Here is a 25,072-nt window from a genome sequence, read left to right on the forward strand (position 1 = left end):
CGAGACAACCAGAAAAGGAACCCCAGACGCATGCATCACGCCACCCCGCTTATCAGCACCATCGTCGGCGGTATCGTGCTGGCGTTCGTTCTGGGCGCCATCGCCAACAGGTTCCGGCTGCCGCCGCTGATCGGCTACCTGTGCGCGGGCATCGTGGTGGGGCCGCACACGCCGGGCTACACGGCCGACCAGGCGCTGGCGCCCGAACTGGCGGAACTGGGCGTGATCCTGCTGATGTTCGGCGTGGGCCTGCATTTCTCGGTCAAGGACCTGTTGGCCGTGAAGAAGATCGCCATTCCTGGCGCGATCGTCCAGATCGGCATTGCGACGGCGCTGGGCATGCTGGTCGCCTGGGGGTTCGACTGGCACTGGGGCCAGGGCCTTGTCTATGGGCTGGCCCTGTCGGTGGCCAGTACCGTGGTGCTGCTGCGCGCGCTGCAGGAGCGTGATCTGATCGAATCGCAGCAGGGGCGCATCGCGGTGGGCTGGCTGATCGTGGAAGACCTGGCAATGGTGCTGACGCTGGTGTTGCTGCCGGCCATGGCCGGACTGCTCGGTGGTGGCGCGGAAGGCGAGGCCGCCGGAGCATCGGCGCCAACCACGATGGATGTACTGGTCGAAATTTTCTCGACCCTGGGCAAGGTGGCGGCGTTCGTGGCCGTGATGATGGTCATCGGCCGGCGCTTTATCCCGTGGATGCTCGAACGCATCGTGTGGACGGGCAGCCGGGAGCTGTTCCGCCTGGGCGTGCTGGCCGTGGCGCTCGGCGTGGCGTTTGGCGCCTATTCGCTGTTCGGTGTCTCGTTTGCGCTCGGCGCCTTCTTTGCCGGCATGGTGATGGCCGAATCGGAATTCAGCCATCGGGCGGCAGAAGAATCGCTGCCGCTGCGCGACGCCTTTGCTGTGCTGTTCTTTGTCTCGGTGGGCATGCTGTTCGATCCGATGGTACTGGTGAACGATCCCTGGGGCGTGCTGGCGACGCTGCTGATCATCCTGGTGGGCAAGTCACTGGCCGCGCTAGGCATCGTGCGTGCGTTCGGCCACGATACGCGCGTCGGCCTGACGATTGCCGTAAGCCTGGCGCAGATCGGAGAGTTCTCGTTCATTCTGGCCAGCCTGGGTGTCTATCTCAATATCCTGCCCGAGCGTGGCCAGGCGCTGATCCTTGCGGGCGCGCTGCTGTCGATCCTGCTCAATCCCGTCATGTTCCATCTGCTTGACCGCTACATGGCGCGCGCGGACGGCGACAGGCAGCGCGATCCTCAGCCAGCCTGAGGGGATGGGAGCACGGGCGCGGCCCCACGCAGGTATTCGGTGAAGGCCAGCAGGCCCTGCGTCGGAAACTTGTCCTGATGGACGACCAGTTGAAGCGGCCGGATCACACGCGGCAGGCCGCTGCGCAGCGCCACCAGCAGACCACGCTCGATTTCGTCGCGAACGACGTGAAGGGACAGGCAGCTGACGCCGAAGCCGCTCATGACGGCGCGCTTGATGGCTTCCGCGTTGCCAAGCTCCAGCGCGAAACGTAGCGCGCCGAGTTCCGGCACCAGACGGGCTTCGATGATTTCGCGGGTGCCCGAGCCGGGCTCGCGTACGATCCAGTCGGCTTCGCGCAGCATGTCGTGCAGGGTGTCCGGGCGGTCGGCGGCCGTCGCCAGGGGATGCGACGGACCGGCTACCACCACCATCTCATCGTCGCACCAGTGCATGCTGCGCAGGTCGCGCTCGTGGCTGGTGCCTTCGATCAGCCCGATATCGACTTCGAACTTCACCAGCGCCTGCAGCACGTCATGGGTGTTGCCGATGCGCAGGTCAAGGGCGCAAGGGCCGGTCTGGGCGTTGCGAAAGCCCGCCAGCAGCGCCGGCAGGATATAGCTGCCGATAGTGTTGCTGGCCGCGATGCGCAGTTGCACGCCCCCTTCGGACGCAAATCGCTCCAGTTCATGGGCCTGATCCAGCAGCGACAGCGCGCGCGGAAAGAACTGGCGTCCGGCTTCGTTGATGGCCAGCCGGCGTGCCACGCGGTCGAAAAGTGCACCGTTGAGCGCACGTTCGAGTTCGGCCAGCGACGCGCTGACGGCGGACTGCGACATCGCCAGCGAATCCGAAGCCGCAATCGTGCTGCCGTGCTGGGCGACGGCAACAAACACCTGCAACTGGCGCAGGGTGAGGCGGAGCGGGCGCTGTTCCATGTTCTATCGATATATCCGGTTACGCATAACGATATTACCCGTTTTACTGGTTAGCAACCGATGCGTACGCTGCAAGGCATTGCACAAGACCCTTGTTTGCTGCCATGTCTACGGCTCCTGCCCCCCATTCGATTTCTGTTGCCATCGCCCCGTCCACGCTGACGCTGTGGCGCAAGCGCATCCTGACGCTGCTGCCCCTGGGCGCGATTGCCTGGCTTGCCCAGGTGCTGGCCGATCATCCGGCCATCTCGCAATATGGCTTGTCGGCCCTGACGCTGGCGATGTTCGCCGGCATGATCGCGGCCAACACCATGCCCAGGCACTGGCTGACGCCGCTGGCCCCGGGCATGCAGTTCGCGCGTCATCACATGCTTCGTCTGGGGGTGGCGCTGTATGGCCTGCGCCTGACGTTTGGTGCCATCGCGGCGCTGGGCGTCGGTGGCATCGTGGTGCCGTTGCTGATGCTGGTGGCCACGCTGCTGTTCGGTACGTGGGTGGGCTCGTCGTTCTTCGGCCTGAGCCGGCGCGAAGCCATCCTGGTGAGCGCGGGCAGTGCGGTCTGTGGTGCCGCAGCCGCCATCGCGGTGTCTTCGGTGGTGCGCACTGACGATCGCCAGACGGCTGTCGCCGTGGCGACCGTGGTGCTGTTCGGTACGGCCGGCATGCTGCTGTACCCGTGGATGTACGAACTGGCCACGCAACACTGGAACGTGGCGGTGAGCGAGCGCGCCTTCGGTATCTTCACTGGTGCCACGCTGCATGAAGTGGCGCAGGTGATCGCGTCGGGCAAGATGGTCAGCGATGCCACGGCCGACGCGGCCGTGGTGGCAAAGATGGTCCGCGTGCTGGCGCTGGGGCCGCTGCTGCTGGTCATGGCCCTGTGGCCGCGCACGAGCTGGTCGCAGGAATCGGGTGCTGCGCGCAACCTGAAAGGCCTGCTGCGCTCGGTGCCCTGGTTTGCGGTCGGCTTTGTCGCGGTGATGGCGCTGAACTCGGCGGCACTCGTGCCCGGCGAATGGAAGCCTGCGCTGACGGCCCTGGACAACTGGCTGCTGGCCTGCGCGATGCTCGCCATCGGCCTGCATACGCGGATTGGCGACCTGCTGCGCGCTGGCCGCAAGCCGCTGGCACTGGCTGGCCTGCTGTTTATCTTCCTGATGGTGGTGGGCGCCGGTCTTTGCGCGGTGCTGGTGTGAACGGCAAGGGGCGCCGAGCACCTGGAGGAAAGCTGGAGAGGCTGGTGCGGCCGACGGGACTCGAACCCGTAAGCCCGGAAAGGCGGCAGATTTTAAGTCTGCTGAGTCTACCAATTTCTCCACGGCCGCACGGCAAGCCCGGTATTGTCGTGGCTTAGTCCACAGGAAGCAAGCTGGACACGTCACCCCCGAGATGTGATCCCGCTGTTACCGGCGGTAACAATGTCGCTACCGCCGTTTCACCTGCAAGTTCGTGACCTCGTACAATAGCGAGTATCGGGATTCGTCCCAACTCACAGAGAGCACGATCATGAAACGTTGGTTGTTCGCAGCATTCGGTGTGGCCGCCGCACTGGCGTCGGGCGCTGCAATGGCGCGTGTGAACGTCGACGTGGCGATCGGTGTTCCGGGCGTTGTTGTGGGTGGTCCCGCCTACTATGCGCCGGCCCCGGCCTACTACGCGCCGCCTCCGCCGGTGGTTGTGGCGCCGGCGCCTGTCTATTACGGCCCGCCGCCTGTCGTGGTGCGTCCGGCCCCGGTCTACTATGGCGCGCCACGCTATTACGGCTATGGTGGCCCGCGTTATTACTATGGCCCCGGCTGGCACGGCCGCGGCTACTACGGTGGCGGTCATGGCCACGGACATCACCACTGACCCGTGTGCCTTGCCGAAGCTATTGAAAGCTGTTTGTCAGGAAAAGCCCCGATTCGGGGCTTTTTCTTTTGCCGAGGCGATCGATGGCGATCATCGCGGCAGATTTTTCCGGAACGCTTTGGTGGAAGATTGCGCGTGTCGGTTCCCGACGATTTTCGTCGCTCAAAGTTTTTGATGCGTACGGTCAAGCCATCTGGATATTCGGCTAGGGGTTTCCACCTAAACTGGCTCACGTGACGCCGCTTCCACAGCAACGCTCCCAGGGACCACCTGCTGATGGCGCGGCGCCCGTCGTCAAACAGAACAAGGGGATTCACATGGCACTCAGGAAACGTCTGGCGGCAGCTGCCGCGATTGGCGCGCTGGTCGCGCTCTCGACATCGGTTTTCGCCGCACCGGTCAAATACGACATCTACAGCGGCGGCCAACGGGCGGTGGATACGCGTGACGTCTATACCGATGGCGCGCGCATCAGCAATCGCGACGTGTACACGGACGGTGCGCGCGTGACCGGATCGCGCGATGTGTATTCGGACGGCGCGCGGGTAACCGACCGCCGCGACGCGTTCAGCGACGGCGCCTGACCGCGGGGCAGACGCCCGGACAAGCAGGGCCCGCGATATCGGGAAGATATCGCGGGCCTTTTCGTTTTCCGCGCCGGGTGGGAGCGGCGGCAACCTGACCGTCAAGCCTTGCGAAGGTGAAGCAGTTTTGCCTTCGAGACGGCGCGGATGACGTCATGTCGCGTGGGAGGGGCGCGATATACTGCAGCCTCAACCCTGAACGATGGAGAGAGGTATGCAGCAAAAGACCGTACTGACGGCTGACGACGTGAAGAAGGTGCTGGTCGCCGCCGAGGCCGAAGCCACGGCAAACAACTGGGCTGTCACGATTGTGGTCGTCGACGACGGCGGTCATCCGCTCGGCTCGATTCGCCTGGACGGCGTGGCGCCGATCTCGGCCTACATCGCCACGGAAAAGGCGCGTACGGCGTCGCTGGGCCGTCGCGAATCGAAGATCTACGAAGACATGATCAACAACGGCCGCTACTCGTTCATGACGGCCCCCGTGCTGCAAGGCATGCTGGAAGGCGGCGTGCCCATCGTCGTGAACAACCAGGTGGTGGGTGCCGTCGGCGTGTCCGGTGTGAAGTCGACCGAAGACGCGCAGATTGCGCGCGCCGGCATCGCCGCCCTGGGCATCTGATGCCTGGTAGCTCCCCGGCGGCGCTGCGCTGACCGGAAGCAAAAAGCCCCGCAGGCGCAATGCCTGCGGGGCGGTATAAAAAGATGGCATGGCTGGCATCGGCCGTTCAGGCAAAGGGTCTGGATTGTTTGCCTGGCAGGGAAGTCCGATCGTCTGGCTACTGCCCAACACCCGTTGGACGGGTGGTCCCCACAAAAGTCGTTACAGAGAAATCCGGCTGCCGTGCTGCTGCTGTCTGCCCGTTATTTGGTCAGGATCAGCTTGCCGTAGCGGGTGACGCGCAGCGTATAAACGTCGCCGTTATGCAGGATCGGCAGCGTCGTGGCGCCTTGCATGATCGCCTCGAGCGGCACGGCAGGGGTGTCGGTATTGCTGGCAGGCGTCTGGCGCATCAGTGCTTCCAGGCGGGCGGGCAGGGCGGCGACGGCCGACTTGACCGACTCCAGCGCCGACGAGGCTGTCGACGAGGTGCCTGACGGCGCAGCGGCCGTGTCGCGGCGCGACTGCTGGGCGACCTCCACGCGGCGCAGGGAGAGGCGGCGGCGCGTGACTTCACGCGGTTGCGACAGCGGCAGGCTCAGGGTGCTCATGGTCTTCTCCGTTCGAAGTTCCGGTGTTCCGTCTGCAAGACGGACGGTGGTTGTCAGCTCGATCCGCACGCTGCGAATCACGATGAATAGAGCTTAAATGAGAACCGTTATCATTACAAGCGTCTTCGCATGAAGTTACATCTGTGACGCAATCGTTGCTGTGAGGGATGGTGGCGGGACCGTCAAGGCGGGCGTTGCGGGCTTGGCGCCCCATGCAAAAGGGCACCCGAAGGTGCCCTTGCGGCGAAAACGAAGCGGCTCCAGAGCGCCCGCAAAGGCGGGTCAGTGCTTCGGTTCGGTGATAAAGCCGATCTTGCCCAGCCCGCCGTGCTGCGCGGCGGCCATGACTTCGGCCACGCGCTCGTAGCGCACGTCGCGGTCGGCGCGCAGGTGCAGCTCAGGCTGCGGCTGCAGTTGCGCGGCGCTCGCAATGCGCTGTTCCAACTGCGCCTGATCGACTTCTTCCTGGTTCCAGAACACCTTGCCTTGGGCATCGACGGACACGTTGATGCTTTGCGGCTTGGCGTCGTTGGGCTGGTTGGTCGCACGCGGCAAGTCGATCTTGACCGCATGGTTGATGACGGGAATCGTGATGATGAAGATGATCAGGAGCACCAGCATGACGTCCACCAGCGGGGTCATGTTGATCTCGCTCATCACCTCGTCATCGTCGCCGTCGAGGGTGCCGAATGCCATGATGCTTTCCTTCAGGCGCTAGAAATCGCGCTCAGTTCTTGACGGCCAGGCGCATCGACGCATCGTCGGTAGCGCGGTTGGCGGAGGTCGGACGCACACGGGCGCCGGTCACGAAGTAGGCGTGCAGGTCGTGCGCAAAACGGTTCAGCTTGCTGATCACGCCCTTGTTGCCACGGCTCAGGGCGTTGTAGCCCAGCACGGCGGGGATGGCCACGGCCAGGCCGAAGGCCGTCATGATCAGGGCCTCGCCCACGGGGCCGGCGACCTTGTCGATGGTCGGCACGCCCGAGGCGCCGATGCCGATCAGCGCGTGATAAATGCCCCACACGGTGCCGAACAGTCCCACGAACGGTGCCGTGGAGCCCACCGAGGCCAGCACGGCCAGGCCCGACTGCATGCGGGCAACCGCTTCGTCGATCGAGCTCTTGAGCGAGCGGGTCAGCCAGTCGGAGATGTCCAGCGCGTCATGCAGCTGCGGCTGGCTCGCGCGATGGTGCTGGGCGGCTTCCTTCCCGGTAACGGCCAGCGTGCGGAACGGGTTGGCGTCGCTGGCACCCAGGGTGTCGAGCGCGTGGTCGAAGTCGTCCGAGTGCCAGAAGCGCTTTTCCGCGCCCTGCGCCATCTTCTTGAGGCGAACCAGATCCCACGCCTTGGTGAGAATCACGATCCACGACAGCAGCGACATGATCAGCAGAATGATGGCGGTCGCGCGCATGACGAAATCGCCTTGCGACCAGAGGTGGGAGAGTCCGAGGTCCTGCATGGTGGTTCCTGAAAGTGTCAGTGTTTAGGGTATCGGAAAATTCCGGGAAATCAGTTCAGTTCGAATTTGATCGGTTGCTGCGCGGTGGCGGCCATGGCGCGCCCGTTCTCCATGTACGGCTTGCAGCGGATCGCCTTGGCGGCGGTCAGCGCGGCTTCGTCCAGGCGGTCGGACCCGCTGGTCTTCGACACCACGGCCTTCACGACCTTGCCGGTCTCGTCGAAATTCAACCGGATCACGGCCTCGCCGGTCTCGCCCATGCGCTGCGACTGGCGCGGATACACCGGCGCGGGTTGCGAGCACGCCATTTCGCCGATGCCGACCGCACGCGGTGCGGCATTGGTGGCAGCCGGCGGCGGCGCGGGCGGCTCAGGTGCCGGCGGAGCAGGCGGCGCGGGCGGCGCCTCGATGGCGTTCGGCGTCGGCGGCAGATTGGCGACCGGGGTCGGCGTCGGCTGCGGCTTGGGCGGCGTCGGACGCGGTGTTACCACTTTGACCTGTTTTGGCGGCGTAGGTTGTGCCTTGGGAGGTTCGGGAGCGGGCGGCTCGGGCTTCGGCTGCTCCATCGGGATGATGCGGGCGATGATCTCCGGGGCGATGACGGCCTCCGTCATCTTGCGGGCCAGCCCGCTCTGGATCAAATACAGCAGCCCCACATGGAACAGCAGGACCGCAACGGTGATCTTTAAAAATCGTTGATCGAACATGAGAGGAACGACAGGTGTCCGCCTGGCGGCACAATCACTTGCGGTAGAACAGGATCAGCGAGATTCCACATCCGACCAGCAGGCTCAATAGCAATTCCATGATGATAACGCTCCAGAGAAACACAGCTGTCTAGTAACCGGTTACAGGGGGAGCGCCACTCTTGGGTAGCGTATCAGCGAGATAGTATAAACGATAATGATTCTTATTTGTTGCGCATTGTGCAATGCGTGACGTAATTCTGCGGCCGCTTCATGGCGGACGCCGCAGCAATGCCGGGCGGCATGTCGATCTGGCGTTACGTGGGGCAGGTCGCGCGCCCGGCATGCCGCCGATGCCCCACCCGCGGAAATCCGCGCTACGATTATTAGAAATCCCCAGTTAGCGGCAGACACGGCACAGGCCAGGCGTTCCCCGCGGTCCGGACGCCCCGCGCCCCGTGCGAAGGGAACCAGCCATGGATTTCACCCGTTTTGCTGAAGACGACCGCACGATGGACGACCGCAGCACGTTGTTGCGCGCGTCGTCCGGCACGGTGGGCACTTCGGCGCTCGACTGGATGTGCGCCCAGTTTGCGCTGCGCGTGGTCTGCGCGCTTGGGCCGCGTTTCAATCTGCGCAGCAATATCAATGACGTGCTGACCGTCAGCGCGCAGGAAATGGTGTGGCCGTACGGCGTGGTGCTGCGCGTGCAACGCTTCCTGTCCGCGCGTTGCGCCGACATGCCTGCGTGGAAAGGCGCCTCGCGCCTGTCGCCCGAGGAATTCCTGGAACGCCACGGCCAGTGGAACAGTGCTTTCGACGAAAGCGCGCTGTTTTACTATCTGGACGAATACGTCAAGCACCACGCCAAGGACATGTTCGCGGTCTTCGCCGCGTCGTCGGCCGCGATTGCGTCGCGGCTCGATGGCGAGCGCGTGCTGCTGGTGCGCAATATCGACATGCTCAGCCACGTGCTGAACCTGCCCGACCACGAGCGCAAGCTGCTGCTCTACGCGGCGCTGGCCAAGTACAAGCGCGACCTGCGCGCGGTGATGGTCGACTGCAAGGTGGCCCACAGCCAGGAAGCGTTCCAGATCCTTGGTGGCCTGACCGCGGCCAGCCCGGCCGATATCGCGTCGTCGCTGCGGCCGGGGTCACGGCTGGAGACGCTGAACCTGATCGAACAGCCGCTGCCGGAAAACAGCGTGACCGATCTTGGCGATCTGATGCGCCTGTCCGACCGCCTGCTGCACGTGCTGCTGGGCAACTACGCGAGCGAAGCCGAGATGATGGCGGTCTTCACGCGGCCCGCGGCGCCGCCCACGCTGGGCACCACCGACTATCCGCACGTCGAGACCGATGCCCGGTATCTGACCGCCTTGCTCGGCAATGCCACGCGCCAGAATGCCAGCGGCGTCAACGTGCTGATCTATGGCCCGCCTGGCACGGGCAAGACCGAATTCGCACGGCTGGTGGCGCGCGAGGCCGGTTGCGAACTCTACGAGGTGGACTGCTTCGACCGCGATGGCAACAGCCTGTCGGGCAAGGATCGATACCGGTCGTTGCAGGTGTCGCAGGCCTTTCTGAGGGGGCGTCCGCGCACGGCACTGCTGTTCGACGAGGTCGAGGATGTGTTCCCGGGCAGTGCGCGCGAACTGATGAGCCTGTTCGGCCAGGAGGACACGCGCGCGTCCGTCAACGGCAAGGCGTGGGTCAACCAGACGCTGGAGCAGAACCCGGTGCCGGTGATCTGGATTTCCAATTCGATCCGGCAGATCGACCCGGCCTATCTGCGGCGCTTCCAGTTCCATCTCGAATTAAAGATTCCGCCACCCCAGGTACGCGAGAACATTATTCGCAAGCACCTTGGCAACCTGGCGGTCAGCGATGCCTTCGTGGCGACCCTGGCGGCGCGCAAGACGCTGACGCCGGCGCAGGTGCAGTCCGCCGCACGGTTCGTCGAACTGGCGCGGCCCGATGTCGATGAACCCGTCGAGGCGCTGATCCTGCGCCAGCTCGAGCATGCCGACCGCGCGATGGGCCTGCGCCCCGAGGCCGAGGCGCGCCCGGTAGTGACCCACTACCGGCTGGACAACCTGAACCTGGAAACGCGCTACGCCGTGGAGAAGATCGTGCAGGCGCTGGGGGCGCGCCGGCGCGGCACGCTGTGCTTCTACGGGCCGCCCGGTACCGGCAAGACGGCGCTGGCCGAACACATCGCGGCGGCGCTGGACCTGCCGCTGATGATCCGGCGTGCCTCGGACCTGATGAGCAAGTATGTGGGCGAGACCGAGCAGCAGATCGCCGCCATGTTTGCGCGCGCCGAGGAAGACGGCGCGGTGTTGCTGCTCGACGAGGCCGACAGCTTCATGCAGAGCCGCCAGCAGGCGGTGCGCAACTACGAGGTGTCCGAGGTCAACGAGATGTTGCAGGGCATGGAGCGCTTCAACGGTATCTTCGTCTGCACCACGAACCTGTTCGACCGTATCGACGAGGCCGCGCTGCGGCGCTTCTCGTTCAAGATCCGCTTTCTGCCGCTCAAGCCCGCGCAGCGCGAGGCGATGTTTGTCGACGAGGCTCTCGATGGCGATGCCGCGCGCATGACCGACGCCATCCGCCGCGATCTCGACAGCATGGATTGCCTGACGCCTGGCGATTTTGCGACGGTGAAGCGCCAGTCAGTGGTGCTGGGCGAGGCGCTGACGGCCGACGAATTCCTGGCCCAGCTGCGCCAGGAGCACTCCGTGAAGCCCGAGGTGCGGCATCACAAGCCGGTAGGCTTCATTCAGTAGCCCGAGGGGTCGATGGCGGGCGCCGGTTCGATGGCCACGGTCTCGGCGCTGGCTTCCACGTTGAGCAGCGCCCACGCCATTTCGCGCAAGTGCGCGGCGTCCTTGGTCGACAGGTAGCGTATGGCCGGCGTCGCGTCGGGGCAGGCCGCCAGGCCGAACTCGGCCAGCTTGCGGGCCAGCTGGCGCGCGATGGCCGTGCCGGTATCGATCAGCGCCAGGCGATTGCCCACCATCTCGCGAATCGTTTCCGACAGGAAAGGGTAGTGCGTGCAGCCCAGTACCAGGGTGTCGGCGCCGGCGTCCAGCATGGGCCGCAGGTACGTGTCGAGCTTCTCGCGAATCGCCGGGCCCGATACGTCGCCCTGTTCGATCAGCGAGACCAGCCCATGGCCGGCCGCGCACAGGTACTGGCTGTCGTGCGCCAGCGACGTCAGCAGGCGGTTGAACTTGGCGCTCTTGAGCGTATTGGCGGTGGCCAGTACGCCCACCACCTTGCTTTGGCTCAGCGACGCCGCGGGTTTGAGCCCCGGTTCCACGCCGATGATGGGCACGTCCAGGCGCTCGCGCAGCGTCTGCACGGCATGCATGGTCGCCGTGTTGCAGGCGATCACCAGCGCCTTGCAGCCCTGTGCCACCAGCCACTGACAGACCTGCAGCGTGCGGGCTTCGACAAATCGTTCGGGCTTGTCGCCGTACGGCGCGTAGCGCGAATCGGCGAAGTAGATCAGCGACTCGTGCGGCAGCATGGCGCGCACTTCGCGCAGGACGGACAAGCCGCCAAGGCCGGAATCGAAGATGCCGATGGGGGAGGGGTTCACGCCTTTGACTCGGGAATGAAAAAAGCCGGACAGCAATTGTCCGGCTTTGCACTGCAATTGACCAGTCTGGAAATCAGGCCGCTGCGACCGGAATCTTGCCGATCTTGGCCTGCCATTCGGCGGGGCCGGTCTTGTGGACCGACGTGCCCGAGCTGTCCACGGCCACCGTCACCGGCATGTCCTTGACGTCGAACTCGTAGATCGCTTCCATGCCCAGGTCTTCGAAGGCCAGCACCTTCGCGCCGCGGATCGCCTTCGATACCAGGTAGGCGGCACCGCCCACGGCCATCAGGTAGGCCGACTTGTGCTTCTGGATCGATTCGATCGCCACCGGGCCGCGCTCGGCCTTGCCGATCATGGCGATCAGGCCGGTCTGCGACAGCATGGTCTCGGTGAACTTGTCCATGCGGGTGGCCGTCGTCGGGCCGGCCGGGCCAACCACTTCGTCACGCACCGGGTCCACGGGGCCCACGTAGTAGATCACGCGGTTCGTGAAGTCCAGCGGCAGCTTCTCGCCCTTGGCCAGCATGTCGGCGATGCGCTTGTGCGCGGCGTCGCGGCCGGTCAGCATCTTGCCGTTCAGCAGCAGCGTCTGACCCGGCTTCCACGAAGCCACTTCTTCCGGCGTCAGCGTGTTCAGGTCGACGCGCTTCGACGTTTCGGTATTCGGTGCCCACTCCACCTGCGGCCAGGCCGACAGGTCGGGGGCTTCCAGCCTGGCCGGGCCGCTGCCGTCCAGCGTGAAGTGCACGTGGCGGGTGGCCGCGCAGTTCGGGATCATGGCCACCGGCTTCGATGCCGCGTGCGTCGGCGATGCCATGATCTTGACGTCCAGCACAGTGGCCAGGCCACCGAGACCCTGTGCGCCGATGCCCAGCGCGTTGACCTTCTCGTACAGCTCGACGCGCATTTCCTCGATCCAGTCCTTCGGACCGCGGGCGATGATGTCCTGGATGTCGATGGATTCCATCAGCGATTCCTTGGCCATCACCATCGCCTTCTCGGCAGTGCCGCCGATGCCGATGCCGAGCATGCCCGGCGGGCACCAGCCGGCGCCCATCGTCGGCACGGTCTTCAGCACCCAGTCCACGATCGAGTCGGACGGGTTCAGCATGACGAACTTCGACTTGTTTTCCGAGCCACCGCCCTTGGCGGCGACCTGGATATCGACGGTATTGCCCGGCACCACTTCATAGTGGATCACGGCCGGGGTGTTGTCCTTGGTGTTCTTGCGGGCGCCTTCGGGCGGGCTGACGATCGACGCACGCAGCACGTTGTCCGGGTGCGTGTAACCGCGGCGCACGCCTTCGTTGATCATCTCGGTCAGGCCCATGGTGGCGCCATCCCAGCGCACGTCCATCCCCACTTTGACGAAGATCGTCACGATGCCGGTGTCCTGGCACAGCGGGCGCTTGCCTTCGGCGCACATGCGGCTGTTGGTCAGGATCTGGGCAATCGCGTCCTTGGCGGCCGGACTCTGTTCCAGCTCATAGGCGCGGCCCAGGCTGGTGATGTAGTCCATCGGGTGGTAGTAGCTGATGTACTGCAGCGAGTCGGCGACGCTCTGGATGAGGTCTTCTTGCTTGATGACTGTCATTTTGTGGGGGGAGGGCAGCGGTGAAACACAGCCCGGGATGATACACCGTGGCGGCGACGGCTGTCCGGGTTGCATACAGCCGTCGACACCTTTGGTCGGGTATTGCTGCGAGGCGAATGAATCACCTCGGCGGGGAGCGGCGTCTAGTGTGCCTGTTGCGGCGCACCATCCGTGCCGGCGGCGCCATGGCCGGCGGCCGGATGCGGATGCGACACCATGCGGTCCACCCAGGCCATCGCGAGCGCGGATGCCAGGAACGCCACGTGGATGATGACCTGCCACATGATCGTGTGTGTGCTGCGCTGCTCGGCGTCGATAAAGGTCTTCAGCAGGTGGATCGACGAGATGCCGATCAGCGCCATGGACAGCTTGACCTTCAATACGCCGGCGTTGACGTGGTCCAGCCATTCGGGCTCGTCCGGATGATTGTCGATGCCCAGGCGCGACACGAAGGTCTCGTAGCCGCCCACGATCACCATGATCAGCAGGTTCGAGATCATCACCACGTCGATCAGGCCCAGCACCACCAGCATGATCTTGGTTTCGTCATAGGTGGTGACGTGTGCCAGCAGGTGCCAGACCTCGGCCAGGAAGTGGTAGACGTAGACCCCCTGCGCGACGATCAGGCCGAGGTACAGCGGCAGCTGCAGCCAGCGCGAGGCAAAGATGATGCGGGGAATCGGACGAAGCGGACGAAGCGGAGCGGGGTGTAGCGGGGTGTCTTGAGCCATGGCGATGCCGGAAGAAGATGTCAATGTCAGCAGACAATCGAAACGGGGGTCGATTGTACCGTGCAGCCCATGACGCCTGACAGCGCGGCCGGGTAACGATTCGTTAGTGCCTCGGGGCTGGCCACGGCCCCAGGCGCGACGGCAAGACCTGCAAGCCGATCGAAAGGGTAGGCGCGGCGTTCAGGTATTTGGGTCCGGCGCCATATAGCTGTGCTAACTTAGTAGAGCCGACTGCACTTGTGCCCCCAAGTCTCCCGTGCCGTGCCTTGCCAGAGCTGCTGCATCGCAGCATCGCCCACAGCGGAAAGTCAGGTTTAAGTAAGGCGCCGGGCGTACCTTGCACCCAAAGCAGTCAAAGCCAAACCAGGAGACAACCCATGTCCGCCATCGAGTCGGTAATGCAGGAGCATCGCGTTTTCAATCCCCCGGAGTCGTTCGCGAAGAACGCCGCGATTCCGAGCATGGAGGCGTACAACGCCCTGTGCGCCGAGGCGGAGCGCGACTACGAAGGCTTCTGGGCGCGCCACGCCCGCGAACTGCTGCACTGGCACAAGCCGTTCACCAAGGTGCTGGACGAAAGCCATGCGCCGTTCTACAAGTGGTTCGAGGACGGCCAGCTCAATGCATCGTACAACTGCCTCGAGCGCAATATCGAGAAGGGCAATGGCGACAAGACCGCCATCGTCTTCGAAGCGGACGACGGCGCCGTCGCGCGCGTCAGCTACAAGGAACTGCTGGCGAAGGTCAGCCGCTTCGCGAACGGCCTGAAGGCGCTGGGCATCAAGAAGGGTGACCGCGTGGTCATCTACATGCCCATGTCGGTGGAAGGCGTGGTGGCCATGCAGGCCTGCGCGCGCATCGGCGCGACGCATTCGGTGGTGTTCGGCGGTTTCTCGGCCAAGTCGCTGCAGGAACGCCTGGTGGACGTGGGCGCCGTCGCGCTGATCACCGCCGACGAACAGATGCGCGGCGGCAAGGCGCTGCCGCTCAAGGCGATTGCCGACGAGGCGCTGGCGCTGGGCGGCTGCGAAGCGGTCAAGCACGTGGTGGTCTATCGCCGCACCGGCGGCAAGGTGGCCTGGACCGAAGGCCGCGACCGCTATATGGAAGACGTGTCGGCCGGCCAGCCCGATCACTGCGAAGCCGAGCCGGTCAGCGCCGAGCATCCGCTGTTCGTGCTCTATACGTCGGGCTCCACCGGCAAGCCCAAGGGCGTGCAGCACAGCACCGGCGGCTACCTGCTGTGGGCGCTGATGACGATGCGCTGGACCTTCGACGTCAAGCCCGAAGACATGTTCTGGTGTACCGCCGATATCGGCTGGGTCACCGGCCATACCTATATTGCCTACGGCCCGCTGGCCGCGGGCGCCACGCAGGTGGTGTTCGAAGGCGTGCCGACCTTCCCCAACGCCGGGCGTTTCTGGGAGATGATCCAGCGCCACAAGGTCAGCATCTTCTACACGGCGCCCACCGCGATCCGTTCACTGATCAAGGCGGCCGAGGCCGACGAGAAGATCCACCCGAAGCAGTACGACCTGTCGAGCCTGCGCCTGCTCGGCACCGTTGGCGAGCCGATCAATCCCGAGGCGTGGATGTGGTACTACAAGAATATCGGCCAGGAACGCTGCCCGATCGTCGACACGTTCTGGCAGACCGAAACCGGCGGCCACGTGATCACGCCGCTGCCGGGGGCCACGCCGCTGGTGCCGGGTTCGTGCACGCTGCCGCTGCCGGGCATCATGGCGGCCATCGTCGATGAAACGGGCCAGGACGTGCCGAACGGCAGCGGTGGCATCCTGGTGATCAAGCGTCCGTGGCCGTCGATGATCCGCACGATCTGGGGCGATCCGGAACGCTTCAAGAAGAGCTACTTCCCCGAGGAACTGGGCGGCACGCTGTACCTGGCCGGCGACGGCTCGATCCGCGACAAGGACACCGGCTATTTCACGATCATGGGCCGCATCGACGACGTGCTGAACGTGTCGGGGCACCGCATGGGCACGATGGAGATCGAATCGGCGCTGGTGTCGAACCCGATCGTGGCCGAGGCCGCCGTGGTGGGCCGCCCCGACGACACCACGGGCGAGGCCATCTGCGCGTTCGTGGTGCTCAAGCGGTCGCGTCCGACCGGCGACGAAGCCACGAAGATCGCCGCCGAACTGCGCAACTGGGTCGGCAAGGAAATCGGCCCGATCGCCAAGCCCAAGGACATCCGCTTTGGCGACAACCTGCCCAAGACGCGCTCCGGCAAGATCATGCGACGCCTGCTGCGGTCGCTGGCCAAGGGCGAGGAAATCACGCAGGACACCTCGACGCTGGAAAACCCGGCCATCCTGGATCAACTGAAGCAGGCGCAGTAACGCCACGGGTTCATGCACGCTATCCGGCTGCGTGACCCACGTTGTGCCCGCCCCGGCGACGCCCGGGGCGGGCACAATGCTTTTTTCCCACACTGATTCCCACTTATCGTTGCGCTGATGCCAGACACCCAGTCGCGCTTTCGCCGCCGGCTGATGCTGTACTACGGCCTGTTCACGCTCGGCCTGTTCGGCTTCGTCGGCATGATGGGCCTGCTCGAGCATTCGAACGCCGATGCGCTCTGGCTGGGCTACGTGTTCCTGTTCGTCACGATCGCGATCTATGCGTGCATCGGCCTGATCTGCCGCACCTCGGATCTCAACGAATACTATGTGGCGGGCCGGCGCGTGCCGGCCATGTTCAACGGCATGGCCATCGCGGCGGACTGGATGAGCGCCGCCTCGTTCATCGGCCTGGCCGGCATCATTTTCGCGTCAGGCTACGAGGGGCTGGCCTATGTGATGGGCTGGACCGGCGGCTACTGCCTGGTGGCATTCCTGCTGGCGCCGTATCTCCGCAAATATGGCGGATATACGATTCCCGATTTTCTGGCGGCGCGCTATGGCAATGGCAAGCCGGGCGGCAATATCCCCGTGCGGGCGATTGCCGTACTGGCGGCATCGCTATGTTCGTTCGTCTACCTGGTGGCCCAGATCCAGGGCGTGGGGCTGATCGTCACGCGTTTTATCGGCGTGGAATTCGCGGTGGGCGTGTTCTTCGGCCTGGCCGGCATCCTGGTATGTTCGTTTCTGGGCGGCATGCGCGCCGTGACGTGGACGCAGGTGGCCCAGTACATCATGCTGATCGTGGCGTTCCTGCTGGCGGTGTCGCTGATTGCCTGGAAGCACCACCACCAGGTGTTGCCGCAGGTCAGCTATGGCGGCCTGCTCCAGCAGATCGACGCTGCGGAGAAGCGGCTCGATCGCGATCCCGCGGAACAGCAGGTGCGCGAGATCTTCCGCCAGCAGGCCATCGACCTGCAGGATCGCATTGCCCGGCTGCCGATGTCATTCAACGAGGAGCGGCAACTGCTCGATGCGCGCCTGCTGGAGCTGCGCGCCCGCAATGCGCCGCTGCGCGAGATCAAGACGGTGGAGCGCGAACGGCAGGCGTTTCCCGAAGATGCCGCGGCGGCCCTGCAGCAGTGGACGCAGCAGCGGGAAGAAGCCCTGGCGCGCAGCCAGCCTTCCACGCCATCGACCGAGCCGTATCCCGCGGCGTCGGAGCAGGAACGCAAGACGCGCCGGCTCAATTTCGTGCTGCTGGTGTTTTGCCTGATGGTCGGCACGGCCAGCCTGCCCCATATCCTGACGCGGCTCTACACGACGCCATCTGTCAAGGAAAGCCGCAATTCCGTGGCGTGGGCCGTGTTCTGTATCGCGCTGCTCTATGTGTCGGCGCCGACGCTGGCGGCGCTGGTCAAGGTCGAGTTTTTCCAGCACCTGGTGGGCACGCCGTACGCGGAACTGCCACAGTGGGTGGTGCAATGGCGCAAGGTCGATCCGCCGGTATTCGGCATCCGCGACATGAATGGCGACGGCATCGTGCAATGGGCCGAGATACTGATCCAGCCCGACATGATCGTGCTGGCCGCGCCGGAAATCGCCGGCCTGCCCTATGTGATTTCCGGTTTGGTCGCCGCCGGCGCGCTGGCCGCGGCCCTGTCGACGGCGGATGGACTGCTGCTGACCATCGCCAACGCGCTGTCCCACGATGTCTACTACCACATGATCGACCGCCAGGCGACCCATCAGCGCCGCGTGACCACGGCCAAGGTGGTGCTGCTGGGCGTGGCGCTGTTCGCGTCATACGTCACATCGCTACGGCCCGGCAATATCCTGTTCCTGGTCGGCGCGGCTTTCTCGCTCGCGGCATCGAGCTTCTTCCCGGTGCTGGTGCTGGCCATCTTCTGGCGCCGTACCACAGCCGCCGGTGCCGTCGCCGGCATGGCGACCGGCCTTGCCGTGGCGGTCTACTACATCTTCGTGAACTACCCGTTCTTCACCCGCATGACCGGCATTTTCGGCAACCGATGGTTCGGCGTGGACCCGATCGCGTCCGGAGCATTCGGCGTCCCGGCCGGCTTCGCGGCCGCCATACTGGTCAGCCTGATCACACCCAGGAACGCGCCGGTGATCGATCGGCTGGTGAATTATTTGAGGAAGGGGTAGGGGCCATGTCACGCCTGGAGGCGTCCGGCGGGTTTTGGCATCATCCGGCGTATCGCTGCTGGACACCCGCGCCTGCTCTGCTATAATCGCGGACTTCCCGGAGAGATGGATGAGTGGTTTAAGTCGCACGCCTGGAAAGCGTGTATAGGTTAATAGCCTATCGGGGGTTCGAATCCCCCTCTCTCCGCCAGAATTCTGATGCCCGCGCCAGCGGGCATCGTCGTTTCCGCTCCTGCGCCGCCGCCGAGTGCCACATCCGGACGGGACGTCCTCGGCAGTATTCGCCCAAAAAAATGCCCGCTGCGCGGGGGCGAGCGGGCCGGGTGAAATGTCATGGGGTCAATCATGACTGAGACCGATTGTCTTTTAATGTATCTCCGGCGTCTTCCCTACGGTGGAGGGGCGTGTGAGTGCTAACGTCCGACGATGCGGCTGGCTTCTGGGTGTTACCGGGTGACAGATTTGTCATGTTCGCGGGGCTGGGCGGCGTTGCGGGTGGCGCTGCAGGCGGCGTCGCGCGCCGGGCAACCGCCGCCGACGCGCCGCGCCCCGACTCGAATGCGCTGATGATGACCGAGTTCATCGCAGACATCGCGCCCGCCACGCCCAGGACTGTCGTGCAGGCCGCGATCCAGATATTCCATCGCAGCAGTTTCGATTCCCTGCGGATTTCCACGACGTCCTCGCGTATCGCCATCGTCTGGGCCGTGAATTGCTCCTTCATGTCGTCGATGCGTTTGTCCATGCTACGCAAATTGACGGCCATCATTTCGCGGAAGTTATTCAGCTCGATGGCGAGCCGCTGCTCCAGGCTACGGGACTGCGCGGCGAAGCGTTCATCCATGCCCTTCAACAGCGCGTCGGTCCGCCGGTTGGATTCTTCAATGCGCCTCTCGGCTTCCCTTCTGTCCCGTTCGCTTTGTTCTTTGCACTGCTTTTCATATTCTTGTTTCCGCTTTTCGCGTTCCTTGCTGAGCCGCTCGTCTTGTTCCTCGCGTTCCTTTCTGAGCCGCTCGTCATATTCCTCGCGTTCCTTCCTGCGCTGCGCGTCCTGTTCTTCGCGTTCCTTCCTGCGCTGCGCGTCCTGTGCTTCGCGCTCCTTCCTGCGCTGCTGCTCTTGTTCTTGGCGTTCCTTCCTGCGCTGCTCATCTCGTTCTTGCCATTCCTTCCTGAGCCGCTCGTCGCGTGCTTCGCACTCCTTTCTGTACCGTTCGTCGCTTTTGGCGAACATGCGATTCATGCGTTCGTCGAGCCGTCGAACGTTGGCATCAAATTCGCCGCGCAGGATCCCACCGTCGCGGACGTTGCGGTGTCTTTTGGAGCGTGAGCGGTGTCTTTGCTGTCTGGGCGTCATGCCTGAGGCCTCCGGTTGAAAAATGTTCAACCTCGACTGTCGGCCATCGTGCGGGTAATCGCTATAAGACAGTTCGCAAAGTGGGGCGAGGACGCCTACCATGCAAGAACGTCCATTCAAGGAGGTTCGCATGTCGAAGGAAAGCCGGGGTTTTGCCATGCCGACGTTGATTGCCTTTGCCGTGGCAGGCATGGCGTTCACCGCATCGCTGGTGCTGGCGTACTACGCCACGCACCCGGAGCGGATCAGGCAATAGAAATCGGGCAGGCGGCGGCGGGCGCCGGGCCGGTGGATCGGCTCAGGCCGTGATGGCGCAGGCCACGCGGTTGCGCCCGCTGCGTTTGGCTTCGTACAGGGCCTCGTCGGCGCGGCCGTAGGCGTGTTCGAATGTGCGGCCCTGGGCTGACCAGCTCACGCCGAAGCTGGCCGTCACCTGGCGGTTCACGGGTGACGGAAACCCGTGGCCGGCGATGGCGCAGCGCATCCGCTCGGCCAGCTCCAGCGCATCGTCCATCGAGACATCGGGCAGCAGCGCGGCAAATTCCTCGCCGCCCACGCGGCCGATCGCGCCTTCGGCACGGACCGTGTCCTTCAGGCAGGCCGTGACGCCGCAGATCACCGTGTCGCCGGCCGGATGGCCGAAATCGTCGTTGAGCCGCTTGAAGTGGTCGATGTCGAGCACGATCAGCGCCAGGCTGCCGCGCGCCAGCGCCGCGGTGGCGCGGTCGATCACGGCGCCGCGGTTCAGGGCGCCGGTCAGCGTATCGTGCGTGGCGCGATACTCCAGTTCCTGGGCCAGTTCCTGCAGCCGGTGGTTCAGCCGGTTCATTTCCAGCTCCTCGCGATCGCTGCGGCGGATCAGGCGGCGCGTCTCGCGCATCAGCCGTTCGTAATAGCTGATCAGCTGGCCCAGCGTATGGCGATAGGCTTCCTCCCCGGCGTCCACGTCGCAGAACACGGCCTTGGCATGGGCCAGGGCGCTGTTCTCCGATTCGAACAGGTCGGGTTCCGACATGGCTGCGGCGGGGGGCATGTCGCGCGGCGCGTTCAACTGCTGGTGGTCACTTCGTCGATGAAGTCGATGGCGGGGAAGTCGTCGTGCAGTTCCTGGCCAAACTCCAGGATGGTGTCGTCGTCTTCGTCGTGGAACCAGTGCAGCGTCACGTGGTTGCCGCGCTCGGCCGCCTCGTTGAGGGCGTCGAACATGCTGAACAGCATCTTGGTGCTCGAGCTGTTGAAGTACGTCAGGGCCACGTTCACGGTCACGTCCGTGTCGTCGCAGTCGGCCAGGTACTTGCGCAGGCGGCTGATCGCCTCGCCGTAGAACACGGCGGCATTCTCGGGGTAGGACTCGCCTTTGAGCGAGAGCGTGTGCCGCGCGAAGTCGAAGCTCACTTCGGGCGAGCTTGGCGTGGCGGCGATGAACAGGTTTTCCATGGCGGTTCGGTGCGATCGGCCGGGGTCAGATGGTGGCGACGAGCTGGAACATCGTCGAGACCGGGTCCGTGTCGATCGGCTGAAAGTTGTACTCCAGGGGTGCGCTCGCGTCGCGCGCCATCGTCAGGATGCCAAGCCCGGCACCCTTGCTGCCTTCGGGGGCATCGGCGCGCAGCGTTTCCTTGTAGGCGCGCTTGATTTCATCCAGGGTCATGGTCCGCACCTTGTCCAGCGTGCCGCGCAGTTGCTCGACGCGGGCGGACGATACCGGATTCGAACACATCAGGCGGTAGTGCTCGTCCACCATGCTGATGCAGACCGAGCCGTGGCGCAGCTGCCCGTCCGGCTGCGACGGCGACGTCAGCGAGTCGGACGAATAGTGGACGATGTTCTGCGCCATCTCCACGAACGACGAGAACAGCTTGCGCCGCGTGGTGCCGTCCACGCCGCTCACGGTAAGCTGCAGTCGCACCGCATCGGACATGGCGGCGATGATGTTCTGCGAAAAATAGCCGACGTAGTAGAAAATCACGTTGCGTTCCCGAGCCATCTGGAAGAACGGCTCATATTCCTTGTCAATCGATTGTGCGGCGGTCATGGGCAAGCGGTAGGGTGCGCAGGTCGGATGTCATTGCGCACGGAAGCAGAAGAATGTCAGGTCGTCGCGGCGGCGTTGTTCGCCTTGCCATGTGCGATGCGCGTCCAGTACGGCGTCGCTGATCCGCGTGGCCGATGCGTCGCGCTGCGCGCAGATCGCCTCGCGCATGCGGCGCTTGCCGAAAGCAATTTCCCTGGGGCCGCCGATCTGGTCGATCAGCCCGTCGGTGGTCACGAAGACTAGCGTGCCCGTCTGCGTCTGCACGGCGCTGTTGTGCCAGACGTAGTCCATGGCGGTGTCCACGTAACCCACGCCCATGCGGGCGCCGTTGATCATGGCCCCCTCGGTGTCGCCGGGCTGCAGCACGAACAGCGCCGACTTCGCGCCCGCAAATGTCAGTTGCCGCGTGGCGTTGTCGAACCAGAAGAATGCGGCGTCCAGGCCATCGTCCGATTCGGATGCGTCCGGCGTCTGCCGTGGTTCCCGACCGGTCTGGGCCAGCATCTGCTTGATGCCGCGGTTCACGGCCATCAGCAGCGCGCCGGGGTCGCGCGGCCCCAGTTGCTCCAGGGCCTGGCTCAGCAGCGACGACGCAATCAGCGTCATGAAGGCGCCCGGCACGCCATGGCCCGTGCAGTCGGCCAGCGCGGCAAACCAGCCATCCTTGAAGGCGGCAAAGTGGTAGAAGTCGCCGCCCACCACGTCGCGCGGCTCCCAGACCAGCGCGGCATCGGCCAGCGTGGCGGCCAGGGTCTCGCGCGACGTGCGCAGCATGGCCCGCTGGATGGTGCTGGCGTAGTCGATGCTGTGCATGATCTGGCGGTTGCGCTCGGCCTGCATGTCGGCCACCACGCGCATCAGCTGCAGGCCGTGGCCCAGGCCCAGGTACTGGCCGGCGCGGGCCACGATGAAGCCGTCGGCCAGCGCCTTTTCGCCGTATTCCACTGTGCGGAACGTCAGGGCGTCGATGCTCATCTCGGCGTCGACGACGAGCGGCTCCTTGTCCATGAACGCGATACAGCTCTTGCGGTTGTAGAGCTCGCGGTGGTACGGCTTGCTCATCTGCGACAGGAAGATCGACCGGTTGATCAGGCCGATGGGCCGGCCTTGCTCGGTGACGGGCAGGCAGGCCAGTTCCCGGTGCAGCGCAAAGACTTCCAGCACGTCCTGGTTCGTATGGTCAGTGGTGACCGAGGGCGTGGACACGGCAAGATCCTCCGCGCACGGCTGCCGGAAGCGCGGTCGCGCAGCAGGAGAATCCACCAGAAATCCGGACATGACGGAGCGAGCGGGGAATTGGAAAATGGCCCCGAGTCTAGGCGGCCATTATGTCGAATCCGTGACGAAAAGCCTTTCAAATCAAGGCTTAAGGCCCTACTCGCGAGGGGTGGCGGCATTAGCGGTTTTAAATGGCGCGCAATGCAGTATCAAGTGCCGTCGTTTCGCGATGCGCAAAGCGAGGGCGCGGCGGCGCGCCGGGGCAGCGATGGCAGCCCCAACACCCGCGCCAGCAGCGGCCAGCGTTGCGCGGCTTCGGCCGTTTCCACCTCGCCTTGCTGGTCGAAGTAGTGGCGGCCGTCAAAGCCGTCCACCTTCTGGGCCAGCGCGTCGATGTCGTTGTAGGCGATGGCCGCCTTGCGCGAGGTGATGGATTTGGTAATCGGACGCGCGCTCATTTCTGCTCCACCCAGACGCCGTCGGGCGTATGCACCACGTAGCCGTCGGTGCGCTTCATCGTGATCGTTCCTTCGTTCTCGCCGACCATCTGGGTTTGCGGCAGGTCGTCGGAATAGTGCGACAGCGCCGGCGCGCCCTGCCGGAACGGGCTGTCCGCCACGAGATTGAACACCAGTTGCGACAGCCCCAGAAAGCTCATCGGCGCGTCGATGGTCACCGGTTGGGGCGTCTCGGTGCCGGGCAGACCCACCAGCTTGACGCCGACCGGCACATGGATGATGTTCGGCGTGGGAATCTCGCGCAGGCCCGAGATCTGGTTCTTGTCGCCGCGCAGCGCCGCGCCATGCTCGGGTACGAACACCACCACGGCCTTGCGGCCCGATTTGGCGATGGTGTCGATGATCCTGTCCACGTCGTCCAGCAGCGCCTTGAGCCGCAGCGGATACGACTCCAGGCTGGTCAGCCGCTTGCCCGGCAGCCGGTTGCCGTCGTGCAGCGTCACGGTGTTGTAGTACAACGCCACCGGCGTCTTGTCCCGCGTCAGGCGCTGCCTGTACCAGTGGTCGAACGTGTCGAAGTCACCCAGTACCGGCGAATCGTCGAACGCGCGCATGGCCACCGGCACGCCGTCGGTCGCTTCCGGCTGCACGCCCGGCATGCCGATCTCCTTGTCGACAAAGCCGCGGAAATTGTCGAAGCGGCCGTCGTGGTTCATCAGCACGTGGGGCGTAAAGCCGGCCTGCGCCAGATCGGCAAAGATGTGGCACTCGGCCGGGGCGGGGTCGTAAAGGTTCTTGTGCGGCGCCTGGCCACACGCGCCGCGCAGCACGCGGATGGCCGCCGGGCCGCTGTAGCTGGCCGCCGAACTGAAGTTCTTGAACAGGTAGTCGAAGCGCGACAGCAGCGGGTGGTTCAGGCTCCTGGCCGCATCCAGGTCGTCCCACGACAGCGAACAGATATGCAGCACGATGACGTCGAACTGCGCGTCGGGGCTGGCGGTCAGCGGCGACACCGTAGCCGTGCGCTGCGCCTCCTGCTCGCGGAATGCGGTCAGGATGGCGTCGTAGTTGTTGGTGGCGTTGATGTCCGCGCGCGGGCTGTTGGCCGCCTGCGCCACGGCTGCGCCCCGGCCCGGCAGCGTCACGCCCAGGCCATACCAGAACGGCATCGCGAACAGGGCGATCAGCACGAACGTGGTGGTGCGCAGCCAGCGGTTGAGCAGCAGGAAGATCACCAGGGCCAGCAGCACGGCCACCACCATCTGGATCGTCACCAGCCGCTGCAGCAGTTCCATCAGATAGGCGGGCGTGAAGGCGCGGATGTTCGCGAACTGCGAGATCACGCGCTCGAACGGCGGCAGCGTCGATTCGCGCCATGCCAGCGCCGCTCCCACCGCGATGGCCAGCACCTGCCGGATCACCCGCAGCGGGCGCGACTCCATCGGCATGACCAGCAGCAATGCGAACAGGAGGTTCAGCAGCCATATCGGCTTCATCTGCCCGGTGTGGAACAGGTAGAGCTTGGCGAGGAAGTAGAGGTTCCAGAGTCCCATGTT

The 25,072-nt window shown here is 64.7% G+C and carries 25 protein-coding genes and 2 tRNA genes; 11 read left to right on the forward strand and 16 right to left on the reverse strand.

What is annotated here, in order from left to right:
- Nucleotides 1-30: 30 nt before the first annotated feature.
- Nucleotides 31-1,275 (forward strand): cation:proton antiporter domain-containing protein, encoded by a 1,245-nt coding sequence (locus tag AC3G88_RS03300; RefSeq protein ID WP_488770458.1) that lies wholly within the window; start codon nt 31-33, stop codon nt 1,273-1,275.
- Here AC3G88_RS03300 and AC3G88_RS03305 read toward each other — a convergent pair.
- Nucleotides 1,263-2,192: a LysR family transcriptional regulator gene (locus tag AC3G88_RS03305; RefSeq protein WP_400396290.1), complete on the reverse strand. Its 930-nt coding sequence runs from the start codon at nt 2,190-2,192 to the stop codon at nt 1,263-1,265. The genes AC3G88_RS03300 and AC3G88_RS03305 overlap by 13 nt on opposite strands.
- Nucleotides 2,193-2,296: 104 nt before the next feature.
- On the opposite strand from AC3G88_RS03305, the gene AC3G88_RS03310 reads away from it, so the two are divergent.
- On the forward strand, nt 2,297-3,388 hold the full coding sequence (locus AC3G88_RS03310; RefSeq protein WP_488770457.1) for a YeiH family protein: 1,092 nt from the start codon (nt 2,297-2,299) through the stop codon (nt 3,386-3,388).
- A gap of 42 nt (nt 3,389-3,430) precedes the next feature.
- Here the strand turns inward: AC3G88_RS03310 and AC3G88_RS03315 are convergent.
- A tRNA-Leu gene (locus AC3G88_RS03315) sits at nt 3,431-3,517 on the reverse strand.
- A gap of 181 nt (nt 3,518-3,698) precedes the next feature.
- Between AC3G88_RS03315 and AC3G88_RS03320 the strand changes: the two genes are divergently transcribed.
- The 4 genes from AC3G88_RS03320 to AC3G88_RS03335 all read left to right on the forward strand — a co-directional run bounded on the left by AC3G88_RS03320 (nt 3,699) and on the right by AC3G88_RS03335 (nt 5,249).
- Complete coding sequence (locus tag AC3G88_RS03320) at nt 3,699-4,043, forward strand: hypothetical protein (RefSeq protein ID WP_400397241.1); 345 nt, start codon at nt 3,699-3,701, stop codon at nt 4,041-4,043.
- Nucleotides 4,021-4,218: a hypothetical protein gene (locus tag AC3G88_RS03325; RefSeq protein WP_488770456.1), complete on the forward strand. Its 198-nt coding sequence runs from the start codon at nt 4,021-4,023 to the stop codon at nt 4,216-4,218. The genes AC3G88_RS03320 and AC3G88_RS03325 overlap by 23 nt, the downstream gene beginning before the upstream one ends.
- A 142-nt stretch (nt 4,219-4,360) precedes the next feature.
- Complete coding sequence (locus tag AC3G88_RS03330) at nt 4,361-4,627, forward strand: hypothetical protein (RefSeq protein WP_488770455.1); 267 nt, start codon at nt 4,361-4,363, stop codon at nt 4,625-4,627.
- A 214-nt stretch (nt 4,628-4,841) separates the two neighbouring features.
- Nucleotides 4,842-5,249, forward strand: a complete 408-nt coding sequence (locus tag AC3G88_RS03335; RefSeq protein ID WP_066730950.1) for a heme-binding protein — start codon at nt 4,842-4,844, stop codon at nt 5,247-5,249.
- A 242-nt stretch (nt 5,250-5,491) separates the two neighbouring features.
- Here AC3G88_RS03335 and AC3G88_RS03340 read toward each other — a convergent pair whose 3' ends face one another.
- From AC3G88_RS03340 to AC3G88_RS03355, 4 genes are all read right to left on the reverse strand, one after another.
- Nucleotides 5,492-5,839: a hemin uptake protein HemP gene (locus tag AC3G88_RS03340; RefSeq protein WP_488770454.1), complete on the reverse strand. Its 348-nt coding sequence runs from the start codon at nt 5,837-5,839 to the stop codon at nt 5,492-5,494.
- Between the two features lie 282 nt (nt 5,840-6,121).
- Nucleotides 6,122-6,535: an ExbD/TolR family protein gene (locus AC3G88_RS03345; protein ID WP_153945402.1), complete on the reverse strand. Its 414-nt coding sequence runs from the start codon at nt 6,533-6,535 to the stop codon at nt 6,122-6,124.
- Nucleotides 6,536-6,566: 31 nt separating this feature from the next.
- Entirely contained in the window at nt 6,567-7,298 is a 732-nt protein-coding gene (locus tag AC3G88_RS03350; RefSeq protein ID WP_400396775.1) for a MotA/TolQ/ExbB proton channel family protein, read from the reverse strand.
- A gap of 50 nt (nt 7,299-7,348) precedes the next feature.
- Nucleotides 7,349-8,005, reverse strand: coding sequence for an energy transducer TonB (locus tag AC3G88_RS03355; protein ID WP_488770453.1), 657 nt, complete (start codon nt 8,003-8,005; stop codon nt 7,349-7,351).
- Between the two features lie 455 nt (nt 8,006-8,460).
- Between AC3G88_RS03355 and AC3G88_RS03360 the strand changes: the two genes are divergently transcribed.
- Nucleotides 8,461-10,776: an AAA family ATPase gene (locus AC3G88_RS03360; protein WP_488770452.1), complete on the forward strand. Its 2,316-nt coding sequence runs from the start codon at nt 8,461-8,463 to the stop codon at nt 10,774-10,776.
- On the opposite strand, the gene murI is transcribed toward AC3G88_RS03360, so the two are convergent.
- The 3 genes from murI to AC3G88_RS03375 form a co-directional block, all read right to left on the reverse strand.
- Entirely contained in the window at nt 10,770-11,594 is an 825-nt protein-coding gene (murI, locus tag AC3G88_RS03365) for a glutamate racemase (protein ID WP_488770451.1), read from the reverse strand. The genes AC3G88_RS03360 and murI overlap by 7 nt on opposite strands.
- Before the next feature lie 73 nt (nt 11,595-11,667).
- Nucleotides 11,668-13,191 (reverse strand): fumarate hydratase, encoded by a 1,524-nt coding sequence (locus tag AC3G88_RS03370; RefSeq protein WP_153945398.1) that lies wholly within the window; start codon nt 13,189-13,191, stop codon nt 11,668-11,670.
- A 143-nt stretch (nt 13,192-13,334) separates the two neighbouring features.
- On the reverse strand, nt 13,335-13,922 hold the full coding sequence (locus tag AC3G88_RS03375) for a TIGR00645 family protein (RefSeq protein ID WP_488893109.1): 588 nt from the start codon (nt 13,920-13,922) through the stop codon (nt 13,335-13,337).
- Nucleotides 13,923-14,299: 377 nt separating this feature from the next.
- On the opposite strand from AC3G88_RS03375, the gene acs reads away from it, so the two are divergent.
- The 3 genes from acs to AC3G88_RS03390 all read left to right on the forward strand — a co-directional run bounded on the left by acs (nt 14,300) and on the right by AC3G88_RS03390 (nt 18,641).
- Nucleotides 14,300-16,282: an acetate--CoA ligase gene (gene acs, locus AC3G88_RS03380; RefSeq protein ID WP_488770449.1), complete on the forward strand. Its 1,983-nt coding sequence runs from the start codon at nt 14,300-14,302 to the stop codon at nt 16,280-16,282.
- Nucleotides 16,283-16,399: 117 nt separating this feature from the next.
- On the forward strand, nt 16,400-18,451 hold the full coding sequence (locus AC3G88_RS03385; RefSeq protein ID WP_488770448.1) for a VC_2705 family sodium/solute symporter: 2,052 nt from the start codon (nt 16,400-16,402) through the stop codon (nt 18,449-18,451).
- Between the two features lie 99 nt (nt 18,452-18,550).
- A tRNA-Ser gene (locus tag AC3G88_RS03390) sits at nt 18,551-18,641 on the forward strand.
- Between the two features lie 153 nt (nt 18,642-18,794).
- Here the strand turns inward: AC3G88_RS03390 and AC3G88_RS03395 are convergent.
- On the reverse strand, nt 18,795-19,805 hold the full coding sequence (locus AC3G88_RS03395; protein WP_488770447.1) for a hypothetical protein: 1,011 nt from the start codon (nt 19,803-19,805) through the stop codon (nt 18,795-18,797).
- Between the two features lie 100 nt (nt 19,806-19,905).
- Between AC3G88_RS03395 and AC3G88_RS03400 the strand changes: the two genes are divergently transcribed.
- Entirely contained in the window at nt 19,906-20,061 is a 156-nt protein-coding gene (locus tag AC3G88_RS03400; RefSeq protein WP_153945394.1) for a hypothetical protein, read from the forward strand.
- A 42-nt stretch (nt 20,062-20,103) separates the two neighbouring features.
- On the opposite strand, the gene AC3G88_RS03405 is transcribed toward AC3G88_RS03400, so the two are convergent.
- The 6 genes from AC3G88_RS03405 to bcsG form a co-directional block, all read right to left on the reverse strand.
- Entirely contained in the window at nt 20,104-20,820 is a 717-nt protein-coding gene (locus AC3G88_RS03405) for a GGDEF domain-containing protein (RefSeq protein ID WP_400392267.1), read from the reverse strand.
- A 32-nt stretch (nt 20,821-20,852) separates the two neighbouring features.
- The gene (locus AC3G88_RS03410) at nt 20,853-21,242 is read right to left on the reverse strand and encodes a DUF1987 domain-containing protein (protein WP_066735760.1); all 390 of its coding nucleotides are present in this window, start codon (nt 21,240-21,242) and stop codon (nt 20,853-20,855) included.
- A gap of 25 nt (nt 21,243-21,267) precedes the next feature.
- Nucleotides 21,268-21,840, reverse strand: coding sequence for a SiaB family protein kinase (locus tag AC3G88_RS03415; protein ID WP_488770446.1), 573 nt, complete (start codon nt 21,838-21,840; stop codon nt 21,268-21,270).
- 30 nt (nt 21,841-21,870) lie between these two features.
- Nucleotides 21,871-23,118, reverse strand: coding sequence for a SpoIIE family protein phosphatase (locus AC3G88_RS03420; protein ID WP_488770445.1), 1,248 nt, complete (start codon nt 23,116-23,118; stop codon nt 21,871-21,873).
- A 149-nt stretch (nt 23,119-23,267) separates the two neighbouring features.
- Nucleotides 23,268-23,516: a BcsR/BcsP family cellulose biosynthesis protein gene (gene bcsR, locus AC3G88_RS03425; protein ID WP_488770444.1), complete on the reverse strand. Its 249-nt coding sequence runs from the start codon at nt 23,514-23,516 to the stop codon at nt 23,268-23,270.
- On the reverse strand, nt 23,513-25,069 hold the full coding sequence (gene bcsG, locus AC3G88_RS03430) for a cellulose biosynthesis protein BcsG (protein ID WP_488770443.1): 1,557 nt from the start codon (nt 25,067-25,069) through the stop codon (nt 23,513-23,515). Before bcsG ends, bcsR begins: the two co-directional genes overlap by 4 nt.
- Between the last annotated feature and the right edge of the window lie 3 nt (nt 25,070-25,072).

It is taken from the genome of Cupriavidus sp. 86D6 (assembly GCF_057815095.1).